Origin of the sequence: Bergeyella cardium, assembly GCF_003614945.1 — a bacterium.
GTDB classification, from domain to species: Bacteria; Bacteroidota; Bacteroidia; order Flavobacteriales; family Weeksellaceae; genus Bergeyella_A; species Bergeyella_A cardium.
On the sequence record NZ_QYCZ01000001.1, the window covers coordinates 262822 to 274739 of the forward strand.

Genomic DNA, 11918 nt, shown 5'->3' on the forward strand with positions numbered 1-11918 from the left:
TCATTTATCCGAAGCAGGTTTTTCTTTTGGTATTTAGCTTGAATTTTTTCGGAGCTCGTCCAGATGTTTCCAAATATCATCTTCTGCCTTATGGGGCATTTCTAAAAAATCTTCTGGGTGTTTTTGGATGTATTCCTGCCAAAGCCTGTCGTCCTTCTCGCTATAATAATTCGGAAATTCCCAAATAAATTTCTTTTTCTTTTCGCCTTTGTTTTTGTAAAAGAAAGCGAGGGAGCTCCCCACCAAAGCTCCTGCAGCGTGAGACTGCCAAGAGATTTGCCTTGCATCTTCCGCATTGGAAAACCACTCCTGAGGGAGTATGCCCCAAATCATACTTCCATAATAGAGAACTACCAGTAGAGAGATGGTAAGTAGCCTCGCATCTCGGCGAAATACCCCACCGAAAAAGAGGAAGAATGCCAGCATATATACAATACCACTCGCCCCGATGATGCAGACCAGCTCCTCTCCGAAAATGATGGGAGGCATCAGCCATACCAGACCGCCCGTAATGAGCCCACCTGAGAAAAACACCCGAGAGGCAACCTCTGAATAAAACTGAAAGAGGAGGAAAAGCAGTGCAGCTATCGGGATTGAATTGCCCAGCAGATGCTCCCAGCCACTATGCAAAAAAGGGCTGGTGAATATCCCCAGCAATCCATCTAAAGCCTGAGGAATAAGCGCTCCACTGCAATACGAGAATACCCCTATAGATTGAAGAATAAACCCTGCACCCATCAGGAATACCATTCCCAAAGGGTAGAGCAGAGCCTTATGTTGTATCTCTTTTTTCCACATTTGAATTAAAATTTCTGCTTCATTGCACAAATAGATTGCCACAGAAAAAGGGCAAGCCTGCTGAGCGGTTTAAAGAAGTACAATACTGATGTTTAAGGAAAGCCGAATGGGAATGACAGAATGTCAGTTGACTGTCTAAAAACGCCCTCTTTGCCTTAGAAATTCATAGCAGGATATGGCTACGGCATTGCTCAAATTAAGAGAATCAATAGTCCCTGCCATTGGGATGAGGGTATTTTTGCCTTTGCCCAGCCAGAATTCACTCAGCCCCGAATGCTCCGTACCGAATAGCAATGCTGACCTCCCGCTCAGCTCCAAAGAAGGGAGCGGTAGCGCTGTTTCATCCATAAAAGTAGTGTAGATATTGTACTGATGCTTGAGAAGAAAATGGTGCAACTCCTCATTTGAGGTTTGATAAATATTCATACCGAAAAGGCAGCCTACACTCGAGCGAATCACATTGGGGTTATAGAAATCTGCCCGTGTATCTGCCAGAATAAGGGCATCTATACCGAAAGCCTCGCAACTTCTGAGAACAGCACCGAGGTTCCCTGGTTTTTCTATTCGTTCGATGATGATAACCGATGAATTTTCCTTCGGTTGGAAGTGGTGTAATGAATGCTCAGGCGTTTTATAAATCCCGATAATCCCCTCAGAGCTGCCTCTGTACGCTATTTTATCATAGAGCTTGTCCGATACGAAGAAAACCTTCCCTTGGGGAACTTCCTTTTTGTAGATGGCTTCGCAGATAAAGAACTCCACTGCTTCGTAACCGAAAGTCAGGGCTCTCTCGTTCTCCTGCTTGCCTTCTACTACGAAGACGCCTGCTGTTTTTCTAAATCGGTTATCGGTATTCAGCCGTGTGAGGCGTTTTATTTTATCGTTTTGACTGCTTTCAATTATCATTTATTCGTCGTTATAGTCTAATCTGAAAGATTTTCGATGATACGGTGTTGCCCCATATTTTTTGAGTGCTTCTCTATGGGTTTTTGTGGGGTAGCCCATATTTTTATTCCAGCCATATTGGGGAAATTCCTCGTGCAGCTGAATCATCAGGTTGTCCCTGTAATTCTTGGCAAGGATAGATGCGCAGGCAATGCTCATCAATTTAGAATCTCCCTTCACGATGCACCGATGGGGAATGAAATGATAGGGGTGGAACCTATTGCCATCAACTAAAATAAGCTCGGGTCTGGTGTGGAGCTTGTCCAGAGAGCGGTGCATCGCCTCTATGCTGGCATTAAGGATGTTGTGCTTATCGATGTACTCGGCTGGGAGTTCGGTAATGGCGTAATCAAGGGCATTTTCTCTGATGAAAAGGTCTAATTCTGCCCGCTGCTTAGCGCTGAGCTTCTTAGAATCATTGATGATATCGCTTTGGAAACCCTCTTTCAGGATAACGGCTGCAGCTACTACGGGACCGCAGAGACAGCCTCTGCCCACCTCGTCGCACCCCGCCTCTATATACGCCTCCGATAGCCTTGTGAGTAATGCCATAATCTTTATTTGAGCCTTGCAAAAGTAAGGAAATATTCGTCTTTTGCTCGGTTTGATATTATCCTTTTTGGAAAGGTTTAAAGTTTCAGATAGTTTTCTAAATCCGTCATTTCAGTTTCCCAATCTCTGATGATACCTTCTTTGAGCTTTATTGCTGGTATTCCACCCAATAGATTTTGCTCACCAAGGCTTGTATAGTCTTTATTTAATAAAGAATTTGAGGCAATGAGGGTGTGCTTAGCCGTCTTCGTGCCCATACGAATGGTAGTTCGGATTCCGATATAATTAAAACTTCCGATTTCAATGCTTCCGCTCATAGTGATAGACTGATGAGTAGCTACATTTTTTAGCGGATGGAAGTTGGTATCTACAAACATACAGTGAGAGCCGCACTGCACCCAATTGCCAAAGTGAATCTTATTAAAGCAGATAATCTGGCTTTCACTTCCAAAAGAATTGATATGCCCCAAAGTTAAATGCCCTCCTTTGTTTATATATAATTTGGTATCAACTCCAAACTGGGTACTTCCATTGATTTCCATTGTGCCGAGTATAGATGCTTCGCCGCTTTTGTTTGACCGACTGAAAATTTCATAGGGATGCCCGAAGGACAATATTCCAAATTTTATCGGGATATTGAGTTTAATTTCTCCGCTGAATTTTTTTATTTTAAAGCCATAGAATACTACAATGGGAAATTTTAAAGCATCTGAAAAACCGAATGCCTTAAAGTTAATTCGCAATGTTTGCCACCAGTTGATTTTCCCGATTAAGAAAACCAATCTCCTGAGTTTATTGTCTAATTTTCCCACGCTGAAAAATGATAGTAAGGCAAAAGTACTAAAATATTTAGGCTTCTGCTGAGGTTTGATATTATAGGTTTTGGGCTAATGAGTATTTTATAGAAATTATTCTACTTTCTTTTTTGGATGATTTGTAGGAAATTCCTTATCGACCAGATGCTGCAGGCTATAAAAATACAAGAGATACTGCTGATGCTCATTAAAGAATTAAAACTAAAATATAATGCTACACAACCCATAAGCATTAGTGAAGATAATACAAATACTCGGATGTTTTGCCTACTTATTTTTAGTCCGAAAGCCCTGTATGTAACCCAATAATTACCTATAAGATGACATAAATAATACAAACAGGAAGCTATAGCAACTCCCTTTATACCATAGAAATAAAACCCTAAAATATGAGAGACTACGAATAGAGAATTAAAAAATAAGGCATTATTTAAGATGAGATTTCGGCTACCTTTACCTATAATTACAAAGCCTGTAACCCAGGAAAATAGCTTAAAGAATACGCCCAGTAAAGCCAGCTGTACATATAATATCGTATCTGTAAAAGATTTTTCATAAAGTACAGCCACAATGGCAGGAGCCATCAGCAGGAGTAATATTAATACAGGGGAGAGTATAAGCGTACCGATATAGAGTTGGTTATTCACTTCGGAATTGAGTTCACAGGTATTTTCATTTGCTCTGGAAACCCGAGGAAAATAATCCAGACTCATTACCGTAAAAAAAATTGCTACATAAACATTTAGTATCGTAAAGCCAGAGATATAATAGCCCGTCTGCTCCAGCCCTCCAAACTTACGGATGAATATCTGAACAATATAAGCAGACAGGAGATTCAGTACATTACTGAGATTAAAATATAAGCCATTTCCTAAAATCTTTTTGGCATCTTTGGCTTTGTTAAAAGGGAGAGCTGTTTTATCATCTTTCAATTTTAACCTTCGGAAGGCGATTCTAAATACTATAAATTCTACGATGCCTACTGCGATGAGGTTATAAACCACACCCCTCAGATGAAAATAATAATAGAGAGGCAGGGTAATCAAAATACCGATGATATTGGCAGTGAGGTTGGCATTAGCGAGCTTCTTCACTTCCATTCTACTTTGGAAGATGGAGGTATAAATCTCGGTGATCTGCTTCATTACAACCGAGAAGGAAATCAGCTGAAAAGCCCAGCGGTAATCAGCGGTATCAAAGGTAATCATCGAGAGCTGATGAGAAAATAAAAAGCAGAGAACCGCCCCTATTATCCCAATGATGATGGATAATTTTTGAATAAGTGAGATTCGCTCTATAGATTGGAGGTTTTCATTCTCGGATAGATATCTTACGGTGCTGGCTGGCAGTCCGCAATTCGTTAAGCTGATGATAAGATTAAATGTAGAGGTGAGTAATCCTAAAAAGCCCACCCCCTGAGCCCCCAGCCATAGCGTTGCGAGCTTTGAGCGGATGATGCTGATGAGCAAAGAGAAAATATGAACACTGCCGAAAGTCGTAATGTTCGTAATGATTTTTTTTAAGTTCTGTTGATTGCTCATTCGTAGTCGTTGATGGCTTTAATGATGTAATCTACCTCTTCTTCTTTCAACATTTGATGGCAGGGAATGCTGATGATTTCTCTGTGGATTTGCTCGGATATGGGTAAGCTGAGGTGGGAAAATTCTTTCATCGCTTCCTGCTTGTGGGGTGGGGTAGGATAGTGGATGAGCGTTTGTATGCCTTGCCTCAGCAGATAATCTTGGAAGCTCGCTCTGTCTGCCACTCGTACCCCGAAGATGTGGAAGATGTGATTTTTACTTCCGTTCCATTTCGGTAAAGAGATTTGGGGATTTTTTATTTCGGATAAGTACCGTTTTGCGATGCTTCTTCGCTTTTCATTATCGTTATCTAAATCTTTGAGCTTTAAGCTGAGAATACCTGCCTGCCATTCATCCAATCGGGAATTGAAACCTTTGTATTTATGCTGATATTTCTTCTCAGAACCATAATTCCTGAGGGCTTTTATGCAGGTGGCAAGTGCTTCATCAGAAGTGGTAACCGCTCCACCATCTCCGAGTGCTCCGAGGTTCTTACCTGGGTAGAAGCTAAAGCCCGCAGCATCTCCTATATTCCCTGCTTTTAGCTGATTTTCTTCGGCACCGTGTGCCTGTGCGGCATCTTCTATCAGAAGCAGGTTTTGCTCTTTTGCCCATCGCCTGATGTTCTCTGCATCTGTAATCTGCCCATAGAGATGAACCATTAGTATCCCTTTGGTAGCGGGAGTTATATTCTTTTGAAGAGTGGTGAGCTCAAAGTTGTAATTATCCAGATTGGTGTCTATGAGTTTTGGAGTAAGACCAGCATTCATAATACTTAAAATACTCGCGATATAGGTATTGGCAGGTACGAGGATTTCATCTTCTTTATTGAGCCTGCCCAGCTGTATATAAGCCTTAAAGATGAGTTCCAAAGCCTCTAATCCATTGCCTGTGCCTATGGCGAATAGGCTACCGCAGTATTGGGCAAACTGAGCCTCAAAGGCAGAGACTTCCTCACCCAGTATATACCAGCCAGACTGGAGCAAATCTTTGGTCTTTTGAAGGATGGCTTCTTCGTATGGGTGGTTGATTTTCTTTAAGTCAAGGTAAGGAATCATAGATAAATATTTTCTGTTGGGTGCGTATTTCTAAGGTCTAATTCATAGAAATCCTGTGTGTAGCTCCTTGCTCCAAAGCCTTCTTTCCAGAACAGGAGTCCGTCATTTATTTTGAGTTTCCCTTCGTACAGTTCATTAGAAATACCGAAATCAAAATAGTCGTAATCCTTATATATATCGGTGATGAGCTCGGAGAAGAGCAAGTCCAACGCTCCTGTTTTTCTGTATTCTCTAAGCCCGCAGATGTATTGTGAATGCACTGTTCTTTTATTGATGAAGAGCACCGTTCCTGCAATTAGTTTTCCGTTGAGGAAGGCTCCATACATCTCAATATTCTTGGGAAACAGATTCGCCAGCTTGCTGATTTCTTCAGTGGAATGCACAGGCTGGGTATGATGATTTTGCATAAGCTCGGGGGAGAGGATTTCATTCCAAAAGGCGGTGTAGTTATTCATCTTTTGTATAGAGATGCCCTGTTTTTTTGCATCATTAATATGCCTTTTGATGATTTTAGAGGGTATAAAACCTTTCCTTAAATCTATTGTGGAGGTTAGGAATCTCCTTATCAGTTGAGCATTGAGGCGATACATCATAAATTTCCATTCATCATTCCCACAATCGCTGTAAAAATGGGGGATTTCTTTCCAGAAAAGCCTGTTAAAACCTTGAGCTTTTAAATATTGTAGCAAATGTGTGAATATATTGGTAAAAAGTTGCGTTCGGATATCTCGTTTTGTGAGTATTCCGCCGTAGGTAAGCCCCCAGTGGGTATAAAAACCCTCTTGCTCTCTGTGTGCGGGGATTAGGGCTATTGGTTTTTTATCCTCAAAGACCATTAGCGAGCAGTCTTGGAATCTGTCTTTGTGATATTCCATAAAATCACGATGAAAGAGGAAGGTAGCATTCTTTGCCTCTGCTACGAAAGTATTCCAACAAAGGTAATCTTCTTCCTGATATTGCCTTATGCTAATAGATTTCATCATTATTATTTTATGGTGAAGCCTTTTTCAGGATTTTAATTCTTAGAGAAATCTACTTTATTCTCTCTTAGGTAGAGGTTGGTCTGTGTTATGGTGCTGAGAACTTCGTCGCAACCTTCTTTCTTTTCTGCTGAGGTGGCGAAGATTTCGGGGAGCTCTTCCCAGCTTTCCAATAGTTTTTGCTTATAGATTTCTACATTTTTCAGGATTGCATTGGGCTTGAGCTTATCGGTCTTTGTAAAGATAATGGAGAATGGCACTCCGCTCTCTCCACACCATTCCATAAATTCAAGGTCTATCTTCTGAGGCGTATGACGAGAGTCTACTAATATGAATAAATTGACGAGGTTTTTTCGGTTAAGGATATAGTTGGAGATGAGTTTTTCAAAATCTTTTCTCTGGGTTTTGGAGACTTTGGCGTATCCATAGCCAGGCAGGTCGGTCAGGTACCAGTCCTCATTGATAAGGAAGTGATTAATCAGCTGCGTTTTCCCAGGTGTCTGAGAGGTTTTTGCCAGGTCTTTCTTGTTCATCATTGCATTGATGAGGGAGGATTTCCCCACATTAGACCGCCCGATAAAGGCATATTCAGGGAGGGTAGGCTCTGGGCATTCCTGCCATTTGCTACTACTTTTTACAAACTCAGCAGACTTAATCATCATTTGGGTAAAATTAATGGTTATACCTTTATTTAAAGCTACTAAGCAGATATTTTACTCAGCCAGCGGTAGAGTATTTCATTAAACTCATCGGGTTTTTCCATCATAGCGGCGTGCCCGCACTGGTCTATCCAGTATAGCTCAGAGTTGGGGATGTACTTGTGCATATCTTCTGCCACATCGGGAGGGGTTACATTATCCTGCTTGCCCCAGATGATGCAGGTAGGGCATTTTATATTAGGTAAGTCTTTCAGCATATTGTGTTTTATGGCGCTTCTTGCGAGCATTACGGTCTTTATGCCTTTCATTCTGTCATTTACTACGGCAAAAACTTCATCTACCAGCTCATCGGTAGCTACGGATGGATCATAAAAAACATCCTGAGTTTTTCGTTTGATGTATTCCTTATCTCCTTTTCTTGGGAAGCTGTCGCCAAAAGTCCTTTCGTAAAGCCCAGAGCTTCCTGTTAGTACAAGATTTTTTACTAATTCGGGTCTGTTTATGGTCAGTATAAGCCCGATATGCCCACCCATAGAGTTTCCTACAATGGTTACAGGTGTGCCGATATGCTCATCGATAAATTTCGCCACATACTTTGCTATGGCGCTAAGGTTGGTATTGAGAACGGGTAAGTCGTAAATCGGTAATTGAGGTACGAGGACTTTGTAGCCTCTTGCAGAAAAGAAATCCACCATTTTATCAAAATTGCTAAGCCCGCCCATCAGTCCGTGTAGCAATACTAAAGGATGTCCCTCGCCTTCCTCTATATAGTTGAATTTTTTTTCCTTTTTAGTTTTAAAAATCATAGACCTGTCTAACTGAGACGCAAAAGTACGAAATAAGATAGAAATATACCGTAGCCTGCATCTGCTTTTCTGTACGGATGGAGGAGAAACAAACCTACTCAATTTTTTTTTGGATTGAAGTCAATTTTTGGAGAGATGAAAGTCGCATTTTTTAAAAAGGCAGTCAGCCTCTAAAAAAACACAGTCAGTTTTTGAAAAAACGCAGTCAGTTTTTTGAAAAAGGCAGTCAGTTTTTGAAAAAGGTAGTCAGTTTTTTTACCTTCTCTGTGGGTTTTGGAAATCAATAACTTATAGAGGTGAATTTTCATCCTTTTGGAAGCTGTTCAAAATTCCGTATTGCTTAAGGCTTAGTACGCGAAAAATGCTACATTTGTACCCGAAAAAAAAGATAGAGATGTATCATAATCCTGTGCTACTCAAAAGGAGTGTAGATGAGCTGGTAACCGACCCAGATGGCGTGTATGTAGATTGTACTTTTGGGGGCGGAGGGCATTCTCGGGAGATTCTTGGGAGGCTCTCGACTAAGGGCAGGCTGTTTTCCTTTGACCAAGATTTGGATGCGCTCAATAATGCCATAGATGATGAGCGATTTATCTTGATTAATCAAAATTTCAGGTTTTTAGAAAACTCTCTTCTGATGTATGGCATAAGGGAGGTCAGTGGTGTGCTGGCAGATTTAGGGGTGTCTTCTCATCAGTTTGATGAAGCAGAAAGAGGCTTCTCTACCCGTTCAGATGCACCTTTGGATATGCGTATGAATGTGCTTCAGGGATTGGATGCACGAGTGGTTATCAACGAATATGAAGAGGAAAAGCTAGCCGATATTTTCTACTATTATGGAGAGCTTAGGGAGGCGAGAAAGCTCGCGAGAGAGGTGGTTCATCAGCGGAAAACCAAGCCGATACATAGCACGAAAGACTTAAAAGAACTCTTCAGTTTCATACCTCCGCATAAGCAGAATAAGTTCTTTGCACAGGTCTTCCAGGCGATACGGATAGAGGTGAATGAGGAACTGGAAGCACTAAAAGAAATGCTGGTACAGGCGCACAGAGTATTAAAACCTGAGGGGAGATTGGTCGTAATCTCTTATCATTCATTAGAAGATAGGCTGGTCAAGAGATTCCTGAAAAATGGTAAGTTTGAAGGCGAACCCGAAAGAGATATTTATGGAAATTATCAGAAGGCTTTTGAGCTTCTACAATCCAAAGCAATTGTCCCTACTGATGAGGAGATAGAACAAAACTCAAGAGCGAGAAGCGCAAAAATGCGGATAGGAATAAAGGTAGGAGCAGTTTAATCAACAATTAAAGTTTGAAATTTTGGCAAAGAGAAAAAAACATAGAGAGCGAAAGAAACTTACCTTTAAGGATATTATAAAGGGGAACTTCCTCCACCTTGAGGAGATTCGGGCAAACTATAAATACTTCTTGTTTCTATCTGTATTGGTCTTTATTACCATCTATCTCAGCCATATGGCGAGCAATAAAATAAAGCAGGTGAACCAGCTCAAAGAGCAGGTAGAAGAATATAAATCTCGCAACGCATATGCCCAAAGCCGTTTGATAAAAGTGAAAATGGAATCCGAACTCGGAAAAGAAATGGAGAAAGATTCGCTCTTCCCTCTGGAAAAACATCCCCATAAATTATTGATAAAAATAGACAGCACCAATGGCAAAAAGTAGTACGGAATTTGAACTCAAACGAAAGAGAACCCTATACTGGGCTTATGCTTTTGTAGCGGTGGTTGCTCTATTGTTTATCTTTTTTGTTGTGCGTATTTTATTTATTCAAACCACTAATGTAGAGGAGATACAGCAGGAAATTGTCCGAAAAAACTACCGCGAAGCTACCCTGAAAGCTGCACGAGGGAATCTTTATGCTTCCGATGGTTCTATCTTGGCAACTACCGTAATGCGCTATGATATTTATATAGATTTTAAGACGATAAGAGATACGCTGTATCAGAACAATATATCCAGCCTTACCGATTCTCTCTCGGTGATGTTTAATAAACCGAAGAGCTACTTCCGTACTAAGCTCGATACACAGAAGAAGAAGGGAAATCAATACTACTCCCTCGTGCGGGGGTTGGATTATGACCAATATGATAGAATCCGAAAGTTCCCAATTTTTAAGAAAGGCAAAAACAGAGGAGGCTTTATTGTAGACAGACGATATACAAGGGAGCTCTCAACGGTGGAAATCGGTAGAGGAACCATCGGTATGGATGATGAGCGAGGGAAGTCTGGCTTGGAAGCAGCCTTTTCTAAACATCTTTCGGGTACGGATGGCAAACGCCTCGAGCAGAGAGTAAATTCAAATCAATGGAAACCGATTGATTATTGGAAAATCAAAGAGCCTATAGATGGTAACGATGTTTATATTACCATAGACCTTAGGATACAGGATATCGTTAGCTCGGCACTTCAAAAGCAGTTGGTGAAATACAATGCCGACCATGGTACTGTGATTCTTATGGAAGTAGAGACAGGGAAAGTCCGCGCAATGGTCAATCTCAAAAAGAACGAAAGAGGAGAGTATGTAGATTCTTATAACTACGCTCTGAAAGATGGTATAGAGCCTGGCTCTACCTTTAAGACCATTTCCCTTTTGGCGGCTATGGATGATGGGTTTATTGATGAAAACACTACCGTAGATGTAGGAAATGGCGTTTGGGAATATGCCAAACAGAGAATCACCGATGGGCACGGTGGGGGTGTTTATGAAATCAGCGATGTACTCGCAAAATCGAGCAATGTAGGTACGGCAAAGCTCATTACAAAATTCTATGCAGATGAGCCGCAGGTATTCTTTAATCATCTTAAAAGATGGAAGATGTTTGATAAAATGGAACTGGAACTCCCAGGTGTAACCAAGCCTAAGATTATTACTCCAGACCATAAGCGCTGGAATAAAGCCACTCTGGCATCTATCTCTTATGGTTATTCAACGAACTTTAATATCCTCCAGCTGGCTACTTTTTATAACGGTATTGCCAATGGTGGGAAGATGCTAAAACCCCTCTTCATAGATAAAATAATGAAAGACGGTAAGGTAATCTATACCGCTGAGCCAGAAGTCTTGGTTAAAAGTATGGCTTCCGAAAAAGCGATTAAGATGATGACCGATGCCCTTACCAAAGCTGTGGAAAAAGGTACTGCAAAAAGTATCTTTACTCCCAACCTCAAAATGGCAGGTAAGACAGGAACAGCCCGATTTGAATACTGGATTGCAGGTTCTATGAAATACCGAGCTTCTTTTGCAGGCTTTTATCCTTCCGATAAGCCGAAATATACCTGCTATGTGATGATTGACCAGCCAGACACCTCTATCGGGTATTATGGAGGGACGGTAGCAGCTCCTGTATTTAAGGAAATAGCAGGGAAAACCTTCCTGAAAACCCCTCAAAACATAGAGAAAGAACTGTTAAAGGAGAAGAAAGCAGATCTCAATAAGTTGCTCTCAAAACCAGCAAAAGTTTCTGTGAAAAACGATGTAATGCCTAATGTGCAAGGGCTCTCAGGGGTGGAGGTGATTCCCCAGCTTGAAAACCAAGGCTACAGAGTGCAGTATAAAGGTGTAGGGCGGATTAAGGAGCAATTCCCAAAAGCAGGTACAGTCATTAAAAAAGACCAGAGGATTTATTTAACCCTTGCTCAATAAGATAAAGGCTTTATACTATCAGACTTTAAAGGAAATCAATATTAATGAAAATAAAATCAAAA

The 11918-nt window shown here is 41.0% G+C and carries 12 protein-coding genes; 3 read left to right on the plus strand and 9 right to left on the minus strand.

Annotated features, from left to right (window positions below; translation table 11 throughout):
• Nucleotides 1-33: 33 nt before the first annotated feature.
• From D8991_RS01290 to D8991_RS01330, 9 genes are all read right to left on the minus strand, one after another.
• On the minus strand, nucleotides 34-798 hold the full coding sequence (locus tag D8991_RS01290; protein ID WP_120488393.1) for a rhomboid family intramembrane serine protease: 765 nt from the start codon (nucleotides 796-798) through the stop codon (nucleotides 34-36).
• Between the two features lie 135 nt (nucleotides 799-933).
• A complete protein-coding gene (locus D8991_RS01295; protein WP_120488394.1) occupies nucleotides 934-1704 on the minus strand; it encodes a TrmH family RNA methyltransferase in 771 nt (256 codons plus the stop codon).
• Entirely contained in the window at nucleotides 1705-2295 is a 591-nt protein-coding gene (locus tag D8991_RS01300; protein ID WP_120488395.1) for a ribonuclease HII, read from the minus strand.
• A gap of 77 nt (nucleotides 2296-2372) precedes the next feature.
• Entirely contained in the window at nucleotides 2373-3077 is a 705-nt protein-coding gene (locus D8991_RS01305) for an acyltransferase (protein ID WP_160223979.1), read from the minus strand.
• A 131-nt stretch (nucleotides 3078-3208) separates the two neighbouring features.
• The gene (locus D8991_RS01310) at nucleotides 3209-4651 is read right to left on the minus strand and encodes an oligosaccharide flippase family protein (RefSeq protein ID WP_120488397.1); all 1443 of its coding nucleotides are present in this window, start codon (nucleotides 4649-4651) and stop codon (nucleotides 3209-3211) included.
• Nucleotides 4648-5748 (minus strand): DegT/DnrJ/EryC1/StrS family aminotransferase, encoded by a 1101-nt coding sequence (locus D8991_RS01315; RefSeq protein WP_120488398.1) that lies wholly within the window; start codon nucleotides 5746-5748, stop codon nucleotides 4648-4650. Before D8991_RS01315 ends, D8991_RS01310 begins: the two co-directional genes overlap by 4 nt.
• Complete coding sequence (locus D8991_RS01320) at nucleotides 5745-6731, minus strand: GNAT family N-acetyltransferase (protein ID WP_120488399.1); 987 nt, start codon at nucleotides 6729-6731, stop codon at nucleotides 5745-5747. The genes D8991_RS01315 and D8991_RS01320 overlap by 4 nt, the downstream gene beginning before the upstream one ends.
• A gap of 32 nt (nucleotides 6732-6763) precedes the next feature.
• Nucleotides 6764-7390 carry a ribosome biogenesis GTP-binding protein YihA/YsxC gene (gene yihA, locus D8991_RS01325; RefSeq protein ID WP_120488400.1) on the minus strand — a complete coding sequence of 209 codons (627 nt, stop codon included), beginning with the start codon at nucleotides 7388-7390 and terminating at the stop codon, nucleotides 6764-6766.
• A gap of 38 nt (nucleotides 7391-7428) precedes the next feature.
• Nucleotides 7429-8193, minus strand: a complete 765-nt coding sequence (locus D8991_RS01330; protein ID WP_120488401.1) for an alpha/beta fold hydrolase — start codon at nucleotides 8191-8193, stop codon at nucleotides 7429-7431.
• Between the two features lie 394 nt (nucleotides 8194-8587).
• On the opposite strand from D8991_RS01330, the gene rsmH reads away from it, so the two are divergent.
• The 3 genes from rsmH to D8991_RS01345 are packed head-to-tail and all read left to right on the plus strand — an operon-like array spanning nucleotide 8588 to nucleotide 11856.
• Nucleotides 8588-9490 (plus strand): 16S rRNA (cytosine(1402)-N(4))-methyltransferase RsmH, encoded by a 903-nt coding sequence (rsmH, locus tag D8991_RS01335; RefSeq protein WP_120488402.1) that lies wholly within the window; start codon nucleotides 8588-8590, stop codon nucleotides 9488-9490.
• 22 nt (nucleotides 9491-9512) lie between these two features.
• Nucleotides 9513-9875 (plus strand): FtsL-like putative cell division protein, encoded by a 363-nt coding sequence (locus tag D8991_RS01340; RefSeq protein WP_120488403.1) that lies wholly within the window; start codon nucleotides 9513-9515, stop codon nucleotides 9873-9875.
• The gene (locus tag D8991_RS01345) at nucleotides 9862-11856 is read left to right on the plus strand and encodes a penicillin-binding protein (RefSeq protein ID WP_120488404.1); all 1995 of its coding nucleotides are present in this window, start codon (nucleotides 9862-9864) and stop codon (nucleotides 11854-11856) included. Before D8991_RS01340 ends, D8991_RS01345 begins: the two co-directional genes overlap by 14 nt.
• Nucleotides 11857-11918 lie beyond the last annotated feature (62 nt).

Coding starts and splice junctions, on each gene's coding strand:
- D8991_RS01290 (WP_120488393.1), bottom strand. CDS start 798: ATGTGGAAAAAAGAGATACAACATAAGGCTCTGCTCTACCCTTTGGGA.
- D8991_RS01295 (WP_120488394.1), bottom strand. CDS start 1,704: ATGATAATTGAAAGCAGTCAAAACGATAAAATAAAACGCCTCACACGG.
- D8991_RS01300 (WP_120488395.1), bottom strand. CDS start 2,295: ATGGCATTACTCACAAGGCTATCGGAGGCGTATATAGAGGCGGGGTGC.
- D8991_RS01310 (WP_120488397.1), bottom strand. CDS start 4,651: ATGAGCAATCAACAGAACTTAAAAAAAATCATTACGAACATTACGACT.
- D8991_RS01315 (WP_120488398.1), bottom strand. CDS start 5,748: ATGATTCCTTACCTTGACTTAAAGAAAATCAACCACCCATACGAAGAA.
- D8991_RS01320 (WP_120488399.1), bottom strand. CDS start 6,731: ATGATGAAATCTATTAGCATAAGGCAATATCAGGAAGAAGATTACCTT.
- yihA (WP_120488400.1), bottom strand. CDS start 7,390: ATGATGATTAAGTCTGCTGAGTTTGTAAAAAGTAGTAGCAAATGGCAG.
- D8991_RS01330 (WP_120488401.1), bottom strand. CDS start 8,193: ATGATTTTTAAAACTAAAAAGGAAAAAAAATTCAACTATATAGAGGAA.
- rsmH (WP_120488402.1), top strand. CDS start 8,588: ATGTATCATAATCCTGTGCTACTCAAAAGGAGTGTAGATGAGCTGGTA.
- D8991_RS01345 (WP_120488404.1), top strand. CDS start 9,862: ATGGCAAAAAGTAGTACGGAATTTGAACTCAAACGAAAGAGAACCCTA.